Genomic DNA, 19,204 nt, shown 5'->3' with positions numbered 1-19,204 from the left:
ACCGCGATGACCCAAGACCTGCCTCCGCTGCGCCCGGCGCAAGTGAAGCGCCGCCGCTCTGGCCCGTTTTCAGCGCTGCGCGCATCGTTCCTGACCGGGCTGATCGTCATCGCCCCGATTGGCATCACCGTCTGGCTGATCTGGGCACTGACCGGCTGGATGGACAGCTGGGTTCTGCCGCTGATCCCGCCGCGCTGGCGCCCGGAAAACCATATCGGCATCGACCTGCGCGGCATCGGCGTGCTGGTCTTTCTGATCTTCACCTTGCTGATCGGCATCATCGCACGCGTCTGGATCGGCCGCGCGGTGATCGAGGCGGGCGAGGCGGTCGTCACCCGCGTCCCCTTCATCGGTGCCATCCATGGCGGGCTGAAACAGATCGCGGAAACCATCCTCAGCCAGGACGATGACAAGTTCGACCGCGCCTGTCTGATCGAATATCCCCGAAAGGGTCTGTGGGGTCTGGGTTTTGTCGCCGGCCCCGCCAAGGGCGAGGTGGCGCGGATCAGCGCCACCATGGGAAGCGGGAACTATCTGGCGGTCTTCGTGCCAACCACACCCAACCCGACCTCGGGCTTTCTGCTGTTCGTGCCCGAGGAAGACGTCCATATCCTTGACATGGGGGTCGAGGACGCGGCCAAGCTGATTATCTCGGGCGGGCTGGTGTATCCACCGACGGATGGATCGGTGCCGCCCGTGGGAACAGCGCCGCAAAATCAACCGAATCGCGGTGATTGAGGTCACCTGCATGCTGTTCCAGAAAGCTGTCTGCTGCCACCTGACCTGCCGCAAACATGCGCTGCAACAGACCGGGATCGGGCAGGATCTTGGTGCGCGCGCTAAGATCGTTCATCAGCGTGTCGTCCAGGATCATATGCATCAGGACGTTCTTCATCACCTTGCCTTCCAGCCGCCCTTCATCATGCAGTCGCTTGACGAAATAGACGGCCCGCAACTCTGACAGAAGCGCTGTGTTGAAGCTGACCTCGTTCACCCGGTCGGCGATGGCGGCGGGTGTTTTCGGCAGCGCCTCGCGCCGCAAGGGGTTGATGTTGACCAACACAATGTCGCGCGGCAACCCCGGCGCGTAAAGCGGCCAAAGCGAGGGGTTACCCGAATAGCCGCCATCCCAGTATTCTTCCATGCGACCGGTGAGGGGGTCGTTGATCTGTACCGCGCGATAGATCGTCGGCAAGCAGGCCGAGGCCAGCACCGCATCCACCGTCACCTCGGCATCGCTGAAAACCCGCGGCTGACCGGTCCGCACATTGGTGGCATTGACGAAAAGCCGCGTCCCGCCTTCTGCCCCCAACTGTGGATAGGGCATGTTCTTCAGAATGCCGCGCAGCGGGTTGGTATAGAAGGGGCCGGAATCGTAGGGGCTGAACATCCGCGTCATGCTGTCCAGCCAGGCAAAGGGCGAAAACGCCTCGGCCCAGCGTTCCATGGCGCGCGGCACGGGCGAGAAGGAACATAGCCAGCGGACGATCGCGGAATCGCTGACCTGCCCCACCTCTGACCAGATATGCGCCAGGTTTTCGCGTGCGGCCTGACGTGCGTGCCGCCCCTTTGCCGCCGCCAGCCCCGCCTGCAAGGCCGCGCCATTCAAGGCCCCGGCCGAGGTCCCACTGATCGCTGCGATGTCCAGCCAGTGCTCGTCCAGAAGGCGGTCCAACACCCCCCAGGTAAAAGCGCCATGCGCCCCACCGCCCTGAAGGGCGAGGTTGATGCTGCGCCGATCCATATGCGTATCCTGCCTGTTTCCTGGCGGATTCTTACGCCGATTCAGCCGCCTGCTGCAACGCCGCATAAAAAAGCGGGCGGCGGGCTTTCGCCACACCACCCGCAAGGAACTGATCCAAGGCCAGGGGGACCGAGCTGGAACAGGTCAGGCAGACAGGATCGCAGGAAGCCACAAAACGGTGGCCATGGTAACGGACAGTGCCAGCACACCCACAGCATCGCCCAGCAATTCGCGGGCAGAGGCGGTTTCACCGGACAGGACGGCTTTGACGGCTTGGCTCATGGCAATCTCCCTTGCGAGTTGCCCTTTTGTTCTCATGTTCTCACGATTCGCGCAAGAACTTTTTAAGAACATTTTAACCTGTCTTGATCAGCCGGATCGCCTGGTCCTGCTCCATCAGCCACAAAAGCGCCCGAATGGCGCGGCCGCGATCGCTGGTCATCTCGGGATCGCGTTCCAGAAAGGCGCGCGCATCGGCCTGCGCCACCTGCATCAACCCGGCCTGACGTTCCAGATCGGCGATGCGGAACCGCGGCAGCCCCGATTGCGCGGTGCCGATCACATCGCCGGCACCACGCATTTCCAGATCCACCTCGGCAATCCGAAATCCGTCCTCGGTTTCGCGCAGGGTGTGCAGGCGCCGTGCGCCGCCTTCGGTCAGCGGTGCGTGATACATCAACACGCAGCTGGAGGCCGCCTGTCCGCGTCCGACCCGCCCGCGCAACTGGTGCAACTGCGCCAGACCAAAACTTTCGGCGCGCTCGATCACCATAATCGAGGCTTCGGGCACATCCACACCCACCTCGATCACCGTGGTCGCAACGAGGATCTGGGCGCGGCCGGCGACGAAATCGGCCATGGCGGCGTCGCGTTCCTCGGCCGGCATCTGGCCATGGACCATCCGCACCGCATCGCCGAAACGCGCCCGCAGCGCTGAAAACCGCGCCTCGGCCGCCGTCAGATCGGAAAGCTCGGACTCCTCGACCAGCGGGCAGACCCAATAGGCCCGCGCGCCGCCCTGCAACGCCTTGCCGATCCGGTCCACGATTTCATCCATCCGCCGGTCATCCAGCATGATGGTGGTAATCGGTTTGCGCCCGGGCGGTTTTTCGTCCAGCACCGACAGGTCGAGGTCGCCATATTGCGCCAGCGACAGCGAACGCGGGATCGGCGTCGCCGTCATCACCAATACGTCGGGCGGTGCGGCGTCGCCCTTGGCGGCCAGCTTCAGCCGCTGCGCCACGCCGAAACGGTGCTGTTCGTCGATCACCGCAAGGCGCAGGTCACGAAATCGCACCTCGTCCTGAAACACCGCATGGGTGCCGACCAGAATGTCGATGCGCCCCTCGGCCAGATCGGTCAGGATATTGGCGCGGGCATCACCCTTGTCGCGGCCGGTCAGCGCCTCGATCCTGATGCCCGCCGCCTGCGCCAGCGGCATGAGCGCGCGCAAGTGCTGGCGGGCCAGGATCTCGGTCGGGGCCATCAGCACGCCCTGCCCGCCCGCCTCGACCGCGATCAGCAGCGACAGCATGGCGACCAGCGTCTTGCCCGCGCCCACATCGCCCTGCAACAGCCGGTTCATCCGCAAATCCGAGGCCATGTCGTCCGCGATTTCCGCCACCGCGCGGCGCTGCGCCCCGGTCGGTGGCCATGGCAGACTGGATAGAACGCGCTCGCGCAACTGGCCACCACCCTGACTGCGGCGCCCTTTGCCGCGCCGATGTTGGCGCCGCGCCAGCGCCAGCGTCAGTTGATGGGCGAACAGTTCGTCATAGGCCAGACGCGTTCGCGCGCTGGAACTCGCCGCCAGGTCTGCTGGTCCCTGCGGCGCATGGGCCTGCATCAGCGCATCACGCCAGCCCGGCCAGCCCTCGCGCGCCAGCAGCGCCGGGTCGATCCACTCCTCCATCTCAGGGGCGCGGGCCAGTGCGGCCTCGGCACCCTTGGCCATCTGCTTCTGCGTCAAGCCGGCGGCCAACGGATAGACCGGCTCGAAATCCGCCGGCAGATCCTCGCCTTCGTGCAGGATATGGTCGGGATGAACCATCTGCGCAGTGCCGTCGAACCTTTCGACCTTGCCGGAAACGACGCGCTTCTGGCCGATCGGCAATTCCTTTTCCAGCCAGTCACGGCGCGCATGAAAGAAGACCAGAACCAGATCGCTTTGCCCATCGGTGCAGGTGACGCGGTAAGGGCGGCCGCGCCCCGAGGGCGCGGAATGCCGCGTGACGGTGACCTTCAGCGTCGCGACTTCCGGCGGGCGCAGATCGGCAATACGGTCAACCGCACGCCGCGCAATCCCGCCGCTTGGCAGGGTCAGGATCAGGTCGCGCGGGCGGGTAACGCCCATGGTTTCCAGCGCATCCGCCGCCTTCGGGCCGATGCCCGGCAGCGTCTCGATCCCCGCGAAAAGCGGGAACAGCGCCGGCGGCCGGCCCTTCGGCGTCATCCGATCAGCGTCAGCCATGCGTCCTCGTCGATCACCTCGACGCCCAATGCGGCAGCCTTGCTGGCCTTGGACCCCGCCCCCGGCCCGGCCACCAGGATATCGGTTTTAGCCGAGACAGAGCCCGCGACCTTCGCGCCCATCGCTTCGGCCCGCGCCTTGGCTTCGGCGCGGGTCATCCGCTCCAGCGTGCCGGTGAAGACGATGGTCTTGCCGGCAATCGGGCTGTCATCGGTCGAGGGCATCTCTGCAGGTTCGACATTGCGCAGTTGCGCAACCAGATCGTCGATAGCACCACGTTCGGCCGGCTGGTGAAAGGCCGTGACCAGCGACTGCGCCAGAACGGCGCCGATGCCGTCGATACTGACCAGTTCGTCCCAGGCGGCCCTGGCCGCGGGCCAATCGGCGACATCGTCCGGCACCACATCCCAGACCGCCTGCCGGGTGTCGCTGATACGCGCACGCCGGCCTTCGGCCTCGGCGGCCCGGCGCTCGACAGCGACCGCGTCCTCGGCAGCCAGATGACGCGCGGCGGCTGGAGCCGAGGCGTCAAGCGCGGCGGTAAAGCTTTCCCAAGTCCCGTAATGCCGCGCCAGTACCGCCGCCGCGACCTCGCCAACATGCCGGATCCCGAGCGCAAAGATCAGCCGGGCCAGCCCGATATCGCGCCGCGTATCTATGGCACGGAACAGGTTCTCGGCCGAGGTCGCCCCCCAGCCGTCGCGATTTTTCAGCTTGCTCAACCCGGCAGAGTCGCGGGCCTGCAGGGTGAAAATATCTGCGGGGGTGCGGATGGGCAGGCTGTCGTCGCGGTAGAAGGCCTCGACCTGCTTGGCACCCAGGCCTTCGATATCGAATGCCCCACGACTGACGAAATGCTTCAGTTTTTCGATGGCCTGCGCCGGACACGCGATGCCGCCCGTACAACGGCGCGCAGCATCGCCCGGCTCTCGGATGGCGGCGGAACCGCATTCAGGGCAGGTTTCAGGGAAGACATAGGGCTGTTCAGCGCCGCTGCGCTTGGCCACATCCACGTCCGAGATCTTCGGGATCACGTCGCCGGCCCGGTAAACCTTCACCCAGTCGCCGATGCGGATGTCTGTCTCTCGGATCCGTTCGCCCGCGCTGTTCAACCCGGCGATATAGTCTTCGTTATGCAGCGTGGCGTTGGAGACGGTCACGCCACCGACCGTCACCGGATCCAGCCGCGCCACCGGCGACAGCGCGCCGGTGCGACCGACCTGGATCTCGATGTCGCGCAGCCGTGTCCATGCGGTCTCGGCCGGAAATTTATGGGCGATGGCCCAACGCGGCGTGGTGGACCGAAACCCAAGCCGCGCCTGCAGTCCGAGGTCGTTGACCTTGTAGACGACCCCGTCGATGTCATAACCGAGGCTCGCCCGTTGCGCCTCGATCGCGGCCCATTGCGCAACCATCTCGGCGGTGTCGCGGCACAGTTTGGTCAGCGGATTGGTCTGGAACCCGAAACTGGCCAGCCGCTCCACCGCGCCCATCTGGGTTTCGGCCACTGGCGCGCTGATCTGACCCCAAGCATAGGCGAAGAATTTCAATGGCCGGGCAGCGGTGACCGTCGGATCCAGCTGGCGCAGCGATCCGGCGGCGGCATTTCGCGGATTGGCGAAGATGCGCGCGCCCTCGCCCGCATTCAGGGCAGTGAAATCGGCATGAGACATGTAGACCTCACCCCGAACCTCCAGGATTTCAGGCGGATCGCCCGTCAGCAGTTGCGGGATATCTTCGATGGTGCGAGCGTTGGCAGTGACATTCTCGCCCACCGTACCATCGCCACGCGTGGCCGCCTGCACCAACCTGCCCGCCTCATATCGTAGCGAGAGCGATAGCCCGTCGATCTTCGGTTCCGCAGTGAAATCAAGTTCGGCACCGGCGCCAAGGCCCAGAAAGTTGCGAATTCGGGCAACGAATTCGTCGATCTCAGCGGCGGCAAAGGCATTTTCCAGCGACATCATGCGTTGCGCATGGGTGATCTTGCCGAATGCCTCGGAGGGGGCGGCACCCACCTGGCGCGTCGGGCTGTCGGCGCTGGCAAGTGCTGGAAATGCCTCCTCCAAGGCGGCGAGCGCGCGCTTGGCCCGATCATAATCGGCATCAGAAATGGTCGGGGCGTCGCTCTGGTGATAGTCCAGATTGGCCTGGGTGACGATGTCGGTTAGCGCCGCGATCCGGTCTGCCGCCTGCGCTTCGGTCAGGGTTTTCGGATCTGCCTCGGCTGCCGATCCGTCCAGCAGATTCGCACCCGGTTCGCTGACACCATCACCATTCCGATCCGATCCCGCCATATTCTGCCCCGTCGATTGATCGCGGGCCAATTCGAACTGCCCGCGCCTAGGGTGATAAACCGGGACCGACGGCGAGACCAGACGCGACCGCGGCGCACGGGTCAGGCGCGAACGTGCCGCGCCTTCCTTTTTTCCATGCCCGATCAGGCACCGAGGGCAAGTCGCTCGCTATCGGCATGCTGGGGGTCACGCAGCACATAGCCACGCCCCCAGACCGTCTCGATATGGTTTTCGCCGTCCATCGCTTCGGACAGCTTCTTGCGCAGCTTGCAGATGAAGACGTCGATGATCTTCAGTTCCGGCTCATCCATGCCACCGTAGAGATGGTTCAGGAACATCTCCTTGGTCAGGGTGGTGCCCTTGCGCAGGCTGAGCAATTCGAGGATCTGGTATTCCTTGCCCGTCAGGTTCACGGGCTTGCCATGCACCTCGACCGAGCGGGCGTCGAGATTGACGACCAGATCACCGGTGCGGATCACCGAATGGCTGTGTCCCTTGGAACGGCGGATAATGGCGGCAATGCGGGCGACCAGTTCCTCGCGATGGAAGGGTTTTGTCATATAATCATCGGCACCGAAGCCAAAGCCGCGCAGCTTGCTTTCGGTGTCATCCGAGCCGGTCAGAATCAGGATCGGCGTATTGATCCGCGACATGCGGATCTGGCGCAGAACCTCCATCCCGTGCATATCGGGCAGATCCAAGTCCAGCAGGATCAGGTCGTAATCATAGAGTTTGGCGAGGTCGATGCCTTCTTCGCCCATATCTGTCAGGAAAACGTTGTAATTCGCGTGGGTCAGCATCATTTCAATGCTGCGTGCAGTGGTCGGATCATCCTCAACCAGAAGGATACGCATGGCTCGGTCCCCGTTTCGAATCGATGTCTGACGTTCACATTCGCGGCAATTAGTTAAGATCGGGTTACTCAACGCGTTTTATCGACATTAATCAACCTCTGGTTGTCTGTACTGCTGCAAGGCAGTCACCCTTAAAGCGCGTACACCATGTTCGCGAATAGCCGCCGACCAGCTATCAAACTCCTCCTCCGACAGTCCATAACGCGCGATGGCTTCGTCGCGCGTGATCAGTCCATGCGTCACGGCCTTCACCACAATCGCCTTGCGGCTGGCGACCCACCGCGTCGCGGGTGGCGGCAAATCGGCCAGTGACAGCACCGTACCATCCGGCAGGTGGACGGCACGCGGGCCCGTGGTTCGTCGCAGATACATTGGCACCTCCTTTATGCCACCTGCCTAGAACAGACTGCTTAATAGTGCGTGAAGCCGCCCCTTGTGAAAACGCGGATAATTACTATAATTTTCACGAGATCGGAGCCCGCAGCGGCAGCCCGAAAGGATATTCCGTGACAGTTACGACCAAAATCGCCCCGGAAACGGGCCTGAATTCATTGGGTTTTGCCAAGCCTCCTGCCGAGACGCGGGTGGTTGTCGCCATGTCGGGCGGCGTCGACAGTTCGGTCGTCGCGGCTTATCTGGCCGAGCAGGGCTATGATGTGGTCGGCGTGACCTTGCAGCTTTACGACCATGGGGCGGCACTGGCCAAAAAGGGCGCCTGCTGCGCCGGGCAGGACATTCACGATGCTCGTCGGGTGGCAGAACGCATCGGATTTCCGCATTATGTCCTTGATTACGAAAACAAGTTCCGCGAATCCGTCATCGACGAATTTGCCGATGCCTATCTGGCAGGTGCCACGCCCGTGCCCTGCATCCGCTGCAACGAGCGGGTGAAGTTCCGCGATTTGCTGGAAACCGCGCGTGATCTTGATGCCGATTGCATGGCGACGGGCCACTATATCCAGCGCAAGATGGGCGCGCTTGGGGCCGAGCTGCACATGGCCAGCGACCCAAACCGGGATCAGAGCTATTTCCTGTTCTCGACCACGCAGGAACAGCTGGATTTCCTGCGCTTCCCGCTGGGCCATTTGGCCAGCAAGGCCGAGACGCGGGCGATGGCCGCGCGATACGGGCTGTCAGTGGCGGACAAGCCTGACAGTCAGGACATCTGCTTCGTGCCGAATGGCAATTACGCCGCCGTCATTGAAAAGCTGCGCCCCGGTGCCGCCGATCCCGGCGAGATCGTCGATATGGACGGCAATGTGCTGGGCAGCCATAACGGCGTCATCCACTATACGATCGGTCAGCGGCGCGGCCTTGGCATCGGCGGACTTGGCGATCCGCTTTACGTCGTCAAGCTGGACCCGGAAGCGCGCCGCGTCATCGTCGGCCCGCGCGAGGCGCTGTCGACGCGGGTCGTGCCGGTGGGCGAGGTGAACTGGATCGGTGACGGCCCCTTCGAAACCGCCGAGCCGCGCGAAATTCTGGTTCGCATCCGTTCGACCCGGCCACCGCGCGCGGCGATCTTGCGTCCGACCGGTCCCCGGTCCGCCGAGATTGAGTTGATGGACCCCGAAGAAGGCGTCAGCCCCGGCCAGGCCTGCGTCTTCTATGATACCGGCAGCACCCGCGTATTGGGCGGCGGCTGGATTCAGGCGCGTCGCTAAGACGATCCCTAACGAGCGCTCCGGTCAATATCCGGGGTCATGCAAGAAACATAACCTGAGCTATTGCAGAACGTTGTCTGTAATCCCTCAGGTTTTTACCTGCTTCCCGCGTGCAAGAAAATCCAGAACCGATTTTGCCGCCCGCAGGCCGGGCGGTGCGCCGCCCTCTCCCAATCGCTTCATCGTCAAGGACATGGCCTCGGCCTGCGCCGCACGCTGTTCCGGGTGTTCAAGCAGGTCCAGAAGCGCTGCCGCAATCGCTTCCGCGCGGCATTTATTGCCCAGAAACTCCGGCACGGCGCGGGTCTCGCTGACAAGGTTAACCAGTGTGACCGTATCCGTCTTCAGCAGCAGGCCGATGATCCAGCGCGACAGCGGCGCCATGTCATAGGCAATGATCATCGGCACCGCATTGGCGGCGAGTTCGAGGCTGACCGTACCCGAGGCCGCCAGCGACAGGTTGGCGGCCTGAAAGGCGGCGCGCTTGTCGGCAGCGTCTTCGACCACGATGGGCGCGGTTGGCCAGCGGCGCGTCATCTCGCGCACCAGACGCGCAACGCCGGGCACAGTCGGGATCACCACCCGCAATTCGGGGATGCGGTCACGAACCCGGATCAACGCCTCGTCGAAACGAGGGCCCAGCCGCGAAACCTCGCCCCGGCGCGAGCCGGGCAGGCACAGGACCAGTGGCGCGTCGGGGGTGATGCCATGGGCGGCGCGGAAGGCCTCAGCCTCGGCGCGGGTGGCGCGTTCTTCGGCAACGACGGGATGGCCGACGAAATCGCAACTCATCCCGGCGGCTTCCATATAGGGCGGCTCGAAGGGCAGCAGGGCAAGGACATGATCGACCACCTTGGCCATCTTCGCCGCTCGTCCCGGACGCCAGGCCCAGACAGAGGGCGCGACGTAATGAATGACCGGGCCATCATAGCCCAGATCCTTTGCGGCTTTGGCAACGCGCAGACAGAAATCGGGGCTGTCGATGGTGATTAGCGCGTCGGGGCGCGCCTTTGCCACGGCAGCGGCGGTTTCGGCGATGCGGCGCTTCAACTGGCGGTATTTGGGCAGCACCTCGGCGATGCCCATGACCGAGAGTTCTTCCATCGGGAAGCGGCTTTCAAGACCCTGCGCGGCCATCTCTGCCCCGCCGATGCCGGCGAATTCGACACCCGGCGCAAGGGCCTTCAGGCCCGCCATCAACGCCCCGCCCAGCTTGTCGCCAGAGGGTTCTCCTGCGATCAGGAAGACACGCATGCCGTTCCTCCCTTGCTTTGAATCAGCGTCGTACAGGGGCCGCCGATCAGCGTGCCCACAGGAAAACACCCGCGTCGCGGGCGCGTTCCACCGCGACCTCTCGTTCCAGCAGAATGACGCCACCGGCCTGCCAGGCGATCCCGGCCAGACCTGCCCGAGCCACTTGATCGACGGTTTCGGGGCCGATGGCCGGCAGGTCGATCCGGCGGTCCTGTCCCGGTTTCGGCGCCTTCCAGAACACACCGCGCGGGCCGTTCGGGCGCGGGCGCATGTCGCGATGGGCGGCGACGAAATCCAGCATGGCCCCGGTGCCGGGCAGCGTTTCCACGGCAAGGCACAACCCCTGCGCGACAACTGCGCCCTGCCCCAGATCCAGCGCGCCCAGGCCCTCGACGATCTTCGCCGCACGGTCGGTATCGGCAATGTCGGCAGCCGTCGGCTCGCCCACCAGAATGCCCTCACCCGGCACCAGATCGGGGGCGATTTCCTCGGTCCCGGCAACGGTGAAGCCCGCTTCTTCAAACAGCGCGATCACCTCGCGCAGGGCGGCGTCGTCGCCTGACTGCATGGCGGTCAGGATGCGCGGCACCAAGCTGGCGGTGCGCGGATCGAAGGCTTCGGGGTCAAGCCGGGGGCGGCGGACGGCACCGGCAAATGTCACCCTGTCGACGCCCCGTTCGGCCAGCCAGTCAAAGAACGGCACCAGCCGCTCCAGCCGGAAGTTCTCATGCGGGATCGAAGGCGCAAAACCTTCCAGAGCGGCCACAACCGGGTCCTCCAGCCTGGCGGCGATGGCCGGGGCAAGCGCACCCTGACCGGCGATGATGGCGGTACGGCTCATGCGGGTTTCAGGAAGCTGCGGTCAGAGGGACCAAGGATGAAATCCAGCACCTCACCGACCATCGCGCCGCGGTCCATGGACGAAAGCTCGCGCGCGGTGTCCCGGAACGCGCCGTCATGCAGGCGGGCCAGCACCTCGCGCAATTCCGCGATCTCGGCGCGGCTGGTGCCACGACGCTTCAGCCCGACAAGGTTCAAGCCGTCCAGATGGGCGCGCGGCCCCTGCACCAGCCCGTGCGGGATCACGTCGGCGGTGACCATGGACAGCGCCCCGATCATCGCGCCGCGCCCGATACGGACGAATTGGTGGATGCCCGACAGCCCGCCCACGATCACCTCGTCCTCGACCACGCAGTGACCGGCAACAGCGACCGAGTTCACCAGCACGACATGATTGCCGATGCGGCAATCATGGGCGACATGGCAGCTGGCCATGAACAGCCCGTCATCGCCGACCTGCGTCAGCCCGCCGCCGCCCTCGGTTCCCGGCTGCATGGTGACATATTCGCGGATCCGGTTGCGGGCACCGATTTCCAGACGGGTATGTTCGCCTTTGAATTTCAGATCCTGCGGGTCATGGCCGATTGACGCAAAGGGATAGATCACCGTGTCCTCGCCGACCGAGGTGTCGCCGGCAATCACCACATGCGATTTCAGTTCGACCCCTGCGGCCAGCCGCACCTGCGGGCCGACGATGCAGAAGGGGCCGATGCGCACGCCCTGCCCGATTTCCGCCCCCGGCTCGATAATGGCCGAGGGGTGGATCAGCGTCTCAGCCATCCGCGGCCTCGCGCGCGGGCTGGTCCATCATGGCGGTGAACTCTGCCTCGCAGGCGGTTTCGCCGTCGACGATGCCCTTGCCCTCGAATTTCCAGATCTTGCCGCCGCCACGCTTGACGGTGACATGCAGTTCCAGCACGTCGCCCGGAACCACCATGCGGCGGAATTTCACCTTGTCGATGGCCATGAAATAGGTCTTCATCCCGCGGTCGGCGAGGTCAAGGCTGACGCCCACCACCACCGCAGCCGTTTGCGCCATCGCCTCGACGATGGTCACGCCCGGCATCACCGGCTGGTTCGGGAAATGGCCCTGGAAATGCGGCTCGTTGAAGGTCACGTTCTTGATACCGGTGCCGGATTTATGCGGCACGATATCGCGGACCTTGTCGATCAGCAGGAACGGATAGCGGTGCGGGATGATCCGCTGGATCAGGCCGATGTCGGCTTCGGTCGTCTGGGTCTCGGCCATGCGGTTGCCTTTCGGGTATGTTCGCCAATGGTGCTAGCAAACGGGGGGGCTGATTGGCAAGGCGAAGCGGGCGCAGATCAGACCCGGCGGCGGCCTTCGACCAGCCAGCCGGCCAGCATGACCCCACCGATCAGGCACAACCATGCCCAACCCGGAAGCAGCGGCCGGCGGCTGAGACCGGTGACGGTTTCCGCCTCGCGCGCGACCAGCCCGATCCAGCGCCCGGCCACGCCGCGCCCATCGGTCGGGCGGCCTTCGGCCACGCGGCGCAGATCGGGGATGCCGTCGGACAGCCGGTGGATGCTGCCGCCCGAGTTTTCGGTCAGCCCCGCCATGTCGGCGGCATTGGCCACGGTACGATCAAATTCGCGTGGCGCCGCCGGACCGACCGCGATTGAGCGGGTCAGATCGTCCTGCCGCACCGTGTAAAGTCCCGGCTCTGGCGCGGTGAAGCGGCCGGTGAACAGGCCCGCACCGTTTTCCTGCAAGGTGATCTCGGCGGTCTGGCCCTGCGGGCCGGTCAGCCCGACCGCACCCACGGTTTCGCGCAGGCTGCGCCGCGTCACCTCGACCTGCTGGCCGGGAAGGCCGCGCAGTTCCAGCGCCTCTTCCTCCAGCTCGGGTTCCTTCATCGACCAATGCGCGACCCGCCGCATCAGGTCCAGTTGCGGCCCGCCGCCTTCGAAACCGCGCCCCCACAGCCAGATCTGATCCGAGGCGATCAGCGCCACCCGCCCCTCGCCCTGACGGCGCAGCATCAGCAGTGGCTGGTTGCTTTCGCCCACCATGGCCACGGTGCTGTCGGGCGCAGGCGAAGTTTCGATCATCCGCAGCCAGCGGCCCCAGCTGTCATCGCCCGGGGTGCCGTCCTCGGCCGGTGCGCCGGGCAGACCGGCGGTCACGGGATGGCGGCGGCCGTCATCGGTCAGGCGGGGCAGCAGGGGCGCTTCGATGACCCGGCCGGTCGGACGGGCCGGCAGGATCGGGCCAAGGGCCGAGCGCGCGATGCTGTCAACGCCGGCAAATTCCGGCCCGGCCGAGACCAGCACCGCGCCACCGTTTTCGACATAGCGGCGGATATTGTCGTAATATTCCGGCAGCAGGATGCCGCGTATCCGATAGCGGTCGAAGATAATCAGGTCGAAATCCTCGATCCGCTCCATGAACAACTCGCGTGTGGGAAAGGCGATCAGCGCCAGTTCATCCACGGGCACACCGTCGAATTTTTCCGGCGGGCGCAGAATGGTGAAATGGATAAGATCGATATTCGCGTCCGACTTCAAAAGGTTGCGCCACGTTCTTTCACCGGGGTTCGGCTCTCCCGAGACCAGCAGCACCCGCAGCCGGTCGCGCACCGCATTGATGGTCAGCGCGGCCTGGTTGTTCAGGCCGGTCAACTCTCCGTCCAGCGTCTCGACCGAGATCAGCACCACGTTCGGACCCGCCGTATTCAACGTGACCGGCAGGTCGATCCGGCTGCCGGGGGTGACGGCGACGCTGGCGATCACCTCGCCATCCAGCCGCGCGGTCAGCGTCATCGGGCCCGCCAGCTCTGCCGGCAAGGCGCCCTCATCGGCGATATGCAGGCGGATCGTCGTCGGTTCCCCGATCAGGGCAAAGCGCGGGGCCTCGTCGATGACAATGCGGCGGTCCCAATCCGTGGGCGCGCCGGTTTGCAGGAAATGCACCGGTGCGGGTGCGGTTTCCGGGATGGCAGCGGCATCATGGCTTAGCCCGTCGCTGATGACGATCGCCCCGGCCAGCCGGTTCGCCGGTTCCGCCGCAATCGCCTTGGACAGCGCTGCACCCAGCAAGGTGCCGTCCTCGGTGTCGGCGACGGTCAGGCGGCGGATCTCGGTCTCTGGCCATTGGGCCAGCTGCTCCTCGATCTGCGCCAGCGCCGTGTCGCTGGCCGCGCCGCGACCGGGCAGCGACTGGCTGGCGCTGCGGTCATCGACCAGCAGGACGATATCGGACAACGGCCGTGCGGTGCCCTGCTGCAAGGCCGGACCGGCAAGCGCCGCCGCAATCAGCAGCAGTGCAAACCCGCGCCACCACGCCCCGCGCAACCCGCGCCACAAGGCGAACGCAGTTGCCAGCACTGCCAATACCGCCACGATCCCCGCGATCCAGGCCGCCGCCATCGGCCCGACCAGCGGCGACAGGATCGGGTCCAGAACCAGCGCGCCCCAGGCGAACCCCCCGTTCATTGCGCCTCCTCCTGCCGCAGGCGTTCCAGCAGCGCGGGCACATGGATCTGGTCGGATTTGTAATTGCCGGTCAGCACATACATGATCAGGTTGACGCCGAAGCGATGGGCCAGTTCGCGCTGACGTTCGCCATCAAGCCCGGCGCCGACTGCAAACAGCGGCAGCCCGCGGTCGTCGGTGGCCCAGGCCTCGGCCCAGGCATTGCCACCGATCACCACCGGTGAGACGCCGTCATTGACCGTCCCCGCCTCGGCCGTGGCGGTTTCGACCCAGACATCGCCATCGCTGAAGCGGCCGGGCAGATCGTCCAGCAGGTAGAAGCTGCGGGTCAGAACGTGGTCGCGCGGCACCAGCTGCAGGGGCGGCATGTCCAGCGGCCCGGCCAGCCGGCGCAGATCCTCGGCCCCATCGGCCCCGCTGCCCGCCAGATCGGCGTCGCGGGTGTCGAACAGGATCATACCGCCGCCGCGCAGAAAGCGGTTCAGGCGCAGATAGGCCTCGGCCGTCGGGACCGGCTGATCGGGGCCGATGGGCCAGTAAAGAAAGCTCATCAACGTCAGGTCGGCGGTTTCCAGATCGATGGCGACGGGCGGGGTCGGCTCGACCGTGGTGCGCGCCATCAGCGTCAGCGAAAGCCCCTCCAGCCCGGCGCGCGAAATCTCGTCCAGCTCCGCGTCGCCGGTCAGCACGTAGCCCATTGCAAATTCCGAGGCCGCGCGGGCCAGTTCAGGGTCAATCTCTTGCGCGCGCGGGGTTTCGGGCGGCAAGGTCAGCGCGAGGGCGGCGATCAGCACTGCCGCCAGCCGCCCCCGGCGCAGCGCCGCGCTGCCCAACAGATCAGCCAGCAAAGCCGTGGCGGCGGCCAGCAGCAGCCAGCCCGCAAGCGGAATGCCGGGCTGGCTGTCGGTTTCAACCGTGGCACCGGGCCAATCGGCGGCCACCATCGGCAGGCCTGCATTCAGCGCAAGGATCCGCTCACCCGAGGCATAGATCCCTGCCGGCAGATCGGGCGCCGCGCCCTGCGCCAGAACCTCGGTCTCGACCGGCACCGGGGACTCTGCCGGGGACAGCCGGCCAAAGCCGTCCAGCACTTGCGTGGCCGTCCAGATCCCGCCCTGCGGCAGTTCCTGCGCGGGACCGGCTGCGCGACCGGCCCCGGCGATCAGGCGTTCCAGCATCTGCACGAACAGCCCCGAGATCGGCAGCGAGGACCAGTCGGCATTGGCCGTGGAATGGAACAGCACCACCCGCCCCTCGCCCAGCGGCGCGCGGGTCACCAAGGGCGTGCCATCGGTCAGCGTGGCGATGCTGCGGGCGGCCAGATCGGGCGCGGGTTCGGCCATCAGTTGCGCGCGGATGGTCACATCGCCCGGCACCGAAAGACCGGCGAAAGGGCCATCGGCCGCAAAGGGCGCAATCGGGCGCGGGTCGCCCCAGCTGAGCGCACCGCCCATGTCACGCCCGCCCGGCCGCAACCGCACCGGCAACAGCGGTTCGTTGGCGAGCTGCGGATCGGCGGCCATGCGGGGCCCGGCAAAGCGGATCAGCAGCCCGCCTGCAGTCACCCAATCGGCCAGCGGGCCGTCAGCCTCCAGCCCCGAACGGTCCATCAGCACGATCACATCGGGCTGGGCGGCCAAGGCGTCATCCAGCCCGGCCTCGATCACCCGGGCGGAGCCGTCAAGCGCGCTGCGCAGAAAATGCGCCGGCGACAGCAGCGCTTGCCCTTCCGAGCGCGCCTGCCCCTGCCCGATCAGCGCCACAACGGGGCGGCGCAGGCGGTCATCGCCCAAGACCACGGCGGCGGCGGATTCCACGCCCTCGATCTGAAAACGGGTGACGCGGCCCAACAATTCCGGCGGCAGATCCACCGGCACCGGGCGCGAGGTGATGCCGTCGCGCGTGGTCGGCGCGCCGGGCGTAAGCCGGGCAAGTTCGCGGGGGATACCCTGCGGATCGGGGCCGAGCGCCAGGATTGCGCCGGCGCCAGTCTCAGCCTCATTTGTCGTCGATTGAAGTTGCAATTCCGGTTGGGCACCGTCGCGCGCCATGCGCAGCATCTGCGGGGCGACGGCAGGCGAGACGACACCGACCGGCCCCCGCGCCGACAGTGCCGCCAACCATTCGGCCCGTCCCGGATGGTCCAGCCCATCGCTGAGCCAGAGCGTGCGCAGACCGTCTTCGGGCGCATTGGCCAGCAAATCCTCGGGCGCGTCAGGATAGGCACCGGGCCAGGCCTGCGGCGCCGCCGCGCGCAGCAATGCCGCCACACCGTCATCGGCGCCGAACGGCAGCGCACCTTCTGACCGGCCATCGGCCAGCAGCACCGCCACCGGATGCCCGCCGGCAATGGCACCTTCGGCAGCGCGAAGCGCGCGGATCTGCGCCGCACGCCAACCGGGCGCAGCGGTGGCGCCGGCATCCATGACGATCAGCAGCGCCTCTCCCTCGACCGGAGGCGGCGCGGGCCGCCACACCGGGGCCGAAAAGGCCAGGATCGCCGCCGCAACCGCCATCAGGCGCAGCAGCAGCAGCCACCACGGCGTGCGCCGCGCCACCGGATTGGGGTCCTGCAACCCGGCCAGCAGCGCCGTGCCAGGAAAGCGGATGCGTTTCGGCACCGGCGGCAGCGCCCGTAACAACCACCACAGCAGCGGCAGCGTCGCCAGCGCCAGCAGCACCAGCGGCGCGCCGAAACCTATCGGGCCCAGCATCATCATCGCGCCGCCAGCACCCCATGCAACCAGATCATCGCCTCGGTCACCGGACGGCCAAGGTCGTGGGTGCCGAAGACAAAGCCGGTCTGCTGCGCCATCCGGGCCAGCAACGCGCGGCGTTCGTCAAGCCGCGCCAGATAGGCCGCGCGCAACCCGCCTGCATCACGGGTGTCATGTTGCAACCCACCCACGGTTTCGAACCGGATGGCGCCGTCGAAGGGAAAGACCTCCTCGTCAGGGTGCAGCAATTGCAGGATCACGCCGCTTGCTCCAAGATCGGAGGCCGCTTGAAGAAACGACCCCAAATCACTCGTATCGTTCAGAAAATCGTCAATCAGAATAATGACCTGACCGGCCCGCGCAGTTCCCAAAGCAGGCGCATCGGCATCCCGGGCAAGCGGAGCCACGGCCGCGATGGCTTCGGACAGTTTCGCCGCCTGCGTGGCGCCAGAGCCGGGACTGTCACCCAGCAGGGCCACCCGCTCGCCCGCGCGGATCAGCGCCAGCGACAGCGCCAATCCGATGACCCGGGCGCGGTCAAGCTTGGTTTCGCTGCCCTGCTGTCCGGCATAGTCCATGCCCGCGCCGCGCCCCAGCCAGATCGCCGCCGTCCGCGCAGTCTGACGCTCGCGGTCACGCACGAAGCGTGAATCGCCGCGCGCCGAACGCCGCCAGTCGATGGCGGATGCGGTATCGCCCTCATGCGCCAGACGATACTGCCAGAAGTCTTCGCCCAGACCGGGACGGCGCAGGCCATGTCCGCCGGGCGCCACGGTCGCAGCAATCGGGCCACGCGCCAGCAGCAGGGGCGGCAGCGCTGCTGCGGCTGCCTCGGCCTTTGCGCGCAATTCGGCCGGCGGGATCCGTTCTGGGCTCACGCCGCCTTCCGGAACTGGCTTTCCCGGATGCGGGCGATAATGCCATCGACGGTCTCGCCCCGTGCACGCGCCCCGAAGCCGAGCGCCATGCGGTGACGCAGGACCGGCGCGGCCATGGCGTCGACATCCTCCAGCGTCGGCGCGAAACGACCGTTCAACACCGCCCGCGCCCGCGTGACCAGCATCAGCGCCTGCGCCGCACGCGGACCCGGCCCCCAGCTGAGCGTCTCTGCCACCCAGGGCGCGCCCTCTGGCCCCGGACGCAGCGCCCGCACCAGGTCGAGGATCGCATTCACTACCGTCTCGCCTACCGGCATCCGCCGGATCAAAGCCTGCGCGGCGATCAGCCCGTCCGCGCTCATGACCGCATGGGGTTCGTCGCGCAGGGTGCCGGTGGTGGCCAGCAGGATCGCGCGTTCGGTGTCGCGGTCGGGATAATCCACGTCGACCTGCATCAGAAAACGGTCCAGCTGTGCCTCGGGCAACGGATAGGTGCCTTCCTGCTCGATCGGGTTCTGGGTCGCCAGCACATGAAAGGGGCGCCCCAGCGAACGATGTGCGCCGCCAACAGTCACCTGTCCTTCCTGCATGGCCTGAAGCAGGGCGGATTGGGTGCGCGGGCTGGCGCGGTTGATCTCGTCGGCCATCAGCAGCTGCGTGAAGACCGGCCCCTCGACAAAGCGGAAGGCGCGGCGGCCATCAGGCGACTGATCCAGCACCTCGGAGCCAAGAATATCGGCGGGCATCAGGTCGGGCGTGAACTGGATGCGGGCGTCCTGAAGCCCCAGCACCGTGGCCAGCGTATCGACAAGCATGGTCTTGCCCAGACCCGGCTGACCAACCAGCAGCGCGTGGCCGCCTGACAGGATTGCCGCCAGAACCTGCTCAACCACCTCGTGCTGGCCGACGAAACGGCGTTCAATGCTGCTTCGTGCCTCAGCCAGCTGACCACCCAGGATCAAGATCTCGTCAACCAGTTTGTCATCCTCGGACATGACAACTCTCTCATTCTGCTCTAAGACATATG

Annotated in this window: 16 protein-coding genes; 2 read left to right on the top strand and 14 right to left on the bottom strand. The window is 66.1% G+C overall.

Annotated features, from left to right (window positions below; translation table 11 throughout):
* Positions 1-6 precede the first annotated feature (6 nt).
* Positions 7-738 (top strand): DUF502 domain-containing protein, encoded by a 732-nt coding sequence (locus tag G7044_RS04060; protein WP_166326268.1) that lies wholly within the window; start codon positions 7-9, stop codon positions 736-738.
* Here G7044_RS04060 and G7044_RS04055 read toward each other — a convergent pair.
* The 6 genes from G7044_RS04055 to sciP all read right to left on the bottom strand — a co-directional run bounded on the left by G7044_RS04055 (position 647) and on the right by sciP (position 7,737).
* Positions 647-1,744 carry a patatin-like phospholipase family protein gene (locus tag G7044_RS04055; RefSeq protein WP_166326266.1) on the bottom strand — a complete coding sequence of 366 codons (1,098 nt, stop codon included), beginning with the start codon at positions 1,742-1,744 and terminating at the stop codon, positions 647-649. The two genes, G7044_RS04060 and G7044_RS04055, sit on opposite strands and share 92 nt — an antisense overlap.
* 144 nt (positions 1,745-1,888) lie before the next feature.
* A complete protein-coding gene (locus G7044_RS04050) occupies positions 1,889-2,026 on the bottom strand; it encodes a hypothetical protein (protein WP_166326264.1) in 138 nt (45 codons plus the stop codon).
* A gap of 73 nt (positions 2,027-2,099) precedes the next feature.
* A complete protein-coding gene (recG, locus tag G7044_RS04045; RefSeq protein ID WP_235931124.1) occupies positions 2,100-4,214 on the bottom strand; it encodes an ATP-dependent DNA helicase RecG in 2,115 nt (704 codons plus the stop codon).
* Positions 4,193-6,511 (bottom strand): NAD-dependent DNA ligase LigA, encoded by a 2,319-nt coding sequence (ligA, locus tag G7044_RS04040; RefSeq protein ID WP_166326262.1) that lies wholly within the window; start codon positions 6,509-6,511, stop codon positions 4,193-4,195. The genes recG and ligA overlap by 22 nt, the downstream gene beginning before the upstream one ends.
* A gap of 143 nt (positions 6,512-6,654) precedes the next feature.
* On the bottom strand, positions 6,655-7,365 hold the full coding sequence (gene ctrA / locus G7044_RS04035) for a response regulator transcription factor CtrA (protein WP_166326260.1): 711 nt from the start codon (positions 7,363-7,365) through the stop codon (positions 6,655-6,657).
* Positions 7,366-7,452: 87 nt separating this feature from the next.
* Positions 7,453-7,737: a CtrA inhibitor SciP gene (sciP, locus tag G7044_RS04030; RefSeq protein WP_166326258.1), complete on the bottom strand. Its 285-nt coding sequence runs from the start codon at positions 7,735-7,737 to the stop codon at positions 7,453-7,455.
* A 152-nt stretch (positions 7,738-7,889) separates the two neighbouring features.
* Here sciP and mnmA point away from each other — a divergent pair, with 152 nt between their 5' ends.
* Positions 7,890-9,029, top strand: coding sequence for a tRNA 2-thiouridine(34) synthase MnmA (gene mnmA / locus G7044_RS04025; RefSeq protein ID WP_166327337.1), 1,140 nt, complete (start codon positions 7,890-7,892; stop codon positions 9,027-9,029).
* 87 nt (positions 9,030-9,116) lie between these two features.
* Here mnmA and lpxB read toward each other — a convergent pair whose 3' ends face one another.
* The 8 genes from lpxB to G7044_RS03985 form a co-directional block, all read right to left on the bottom strand.
* On the bottom strand, positions 9,117-10,283 hold the full coding sequence (gene lpxB / locus G7044_RS04020) for a lipid-A-disaccharide synthase (RefSeq protein WP_166326256.1): 1,167 nt from the start codon (positions 10,281-10,283) through the stop codon (positions 9,117-9,119).
* A 46-nt stretch (positions 10,284-10,329) separates the two neighbouring features.
* The gene (locus tag G7044_RS04015) at positions 10,330-11,124 is read right to left on the bottom strand and encodes an LpxI family protein (RefSeq protein ID WP_166326254.1); all 795 of its coding nucleotides are present in this window, start codon (positions 11,122-11,124) and stop codon (positions 10,330-10,332) included.
* Positions 11,121-11,903, bottom strand: coding sequence for an acyl-ACP--UDP-N-acetylglucosamine O-acyltransferase (gene lpxA, locus G7044_RS04010; RefSeq protein WP_166326252.1), 783 nt, complete (start codon positions 11,901-11,903; stop codon positions 11,121-11,123). The genes G7044_RS04015 and lpxA overlap by 4 nt, the downstream gene beginning before the upstream one ends.
* Positions 11,896-12,372: a 3-hydroxyacyl-ACP dehydratase FabZ gene (gene fabZ, locus G7044_RS04005; protein WP_166326250.1), complete on the bottom strand. Its 477-nt coding sequence runs from the start codon at positions 12,370-12,372 to the stop codon at positions 11,896-11,898. The genes lpxA and fabZ overlap by 8 nt, the downstream gene beginning before the upstream one ends.
* Positions 12,373-12,449: 77 nt before the next feature.
* Positions 12,450-14,582, bottom strand: coding sequence for a hypothetical protein (locus tag G7044_RS04000; protein WP_235931123.1), 2,133 nt, complete (start codon positions 14,580-14,582; stop codon positions 12,450-12,452).
* Positions 14,579-17,302, bottom strand: coding sequence for a DUF4159 domain-containing protein (locus tag G7044_RS03995; protein ID WP_166326248.1), 2,724 nt, complete (start codon positions 17,300-17,302; stop codon positions 14,579-14,581). Before G7044_RS03995 ends, G7044_RS04000 begins: the two co-directional genes overlap by 4 nt.
* Positions 17,299-18,177 (bottom strand): DUF58 domain-containing protein, encoded by an 879-nt coding sequence (locus tag G7044_RS03990; RefSeq protein WP_328803800.1) that lies wholly within the window; start codon positions 18,175-18,177, stop codon positions 17,299-17,301. The genes G7044_RS03995 and G7044_RS03990 overlap by 4 nt, the downstream gene beginning before the upstream one ends.
* Positions 18,174-19,172, bottom strand: a complete 999-nt coding sequence (locus tag G7044_RS03985; RefSeq protein ID WP_166326246.1) for an AAA family ATPase — start codon at positions 19,170-19,172, stop codon at positions 18,174-18,176. The genes G7044_RS03990 and G7044_RS03985 overlap by 4 nt, the downstream gene beginning before the upstream one ends.
* Positions 19,173-19,204 lie beyond the last annotated feature (32 nt).

The organism is Paracoccus xiamenensis, assembly GCF_011308835.1.
Taxonomy (GTDB): domain Bacteria; phylum Pseudomonadota; class Alphaproteobacteria; order Rhodobacterales; family Rhodobacteraceae; genus Paracoccus; species Paracoccus xiamenensis.
Note: the sequence above shows the minus strand (reverse complement) of the source record. Positions and strands in the feature narration are given on the sequence as shown.

Excerpts from the sequence above, each read along its gene's own strand:
- G7044_RS04060 (WP_166326268.1), top strand. The coding sequence starts at position 7 with ATGACCCAAGACCTGCCTCCGCTGCGCCCGGCGCAAGTGAAGCGCCGC.
- G7044_RS04055 (WP_166326266.1), bottom strand. The coding sequence starts at position 1,744 with ATGGATCGGCGCAGCATCAACCTCGCCCTTCAGGGCGGTGGGGCGCAT.
- G7044_RS04050 (WP_166326264.1), bottom strand. The coding sequence starts at position 2,026 with ATGAGCCAAGCCGTCAAAGCCGTCCTGTCCGGTGAAACCGCCTCTGCC.
- recG (WP_235931124.1), bottom strand. The coding sequence starts at position 4,214 with ATGGCTGACGCTGATCGGATGACGCCGAAGGGCCGGCCGCCGGCGCTG.
- ligA (WP_166326262.1), bottom strand. The coding sequence starts at position 6,511 with ATGGCGGGATCGGATCGGAATGGTGATGGTGTCAGCGAACCGGGTGCG.
- ctrA (WP_166326260.1), bottom strand. The coding sequence starts at position 7,365 with ATGCGTATCCTTCTGGTTGAGGATGATCCGACCACTGCACGCAGCATT.
- sciP (WP_166326258.1), bottom strand. The coding sequence starts at position 7,737 with ATGTATCTGCGACGAACCACGGGCCCGCGTGCCGTCCACCTGCCGGAT.
- lpxB (WP_166326256.1), bottom strand. The coding sequence starts at position 10,283 with ATGCGTGTCTTCCTGATCGCAGGAGAACCCTCTGGCGACAAGCTGGGC.
- G7044_RS04015 (WP_166326254.1), bottom strand. The coding sequence starts at position 11,124 with ATGAGCCGTACCGCCATCATCGCCGGTCAGGGTGCGCTTGCCCCGGCC.
- lpxA (WP_166326252.1), bottom strand. The coding sequence starts at position 11,903 with ATGGCTGAGACGCTGATCCACCCCTCGGCCATTATCGAGCCGGGGGCG.
- fabZ (WP_166326250.1), bottom strand. The coding sequence starts at position 12,372 with ATGGCCGAGACCCAGACGACCGAAGCCGACATCGGCCTGATCCAGCGG.
- G7044_RS04000 (WP_235931123.1), bottom strand. The coding sequence starts at position 14,582 with ATGAACGGGGGGTTCGCCTGGGGCGCGCTGGTTCTGGACCCGATCCTG.
- G7044_RS03995 (WP_166326248.1), bottom strand. The coding sequence starts at position 17,302 with ATGATGATGCTGGGCCCGATAGGTTTCGGCGCGCCGCTGGTGCTGCTG.
- G7044_RS03985 (WP_166326246.1), bottom strand. The coding sequence starts at position 19,172 with ATGTCCGAGGATGACAAACTGGTTGACGAGATCTTGATCCTGGGTGGT.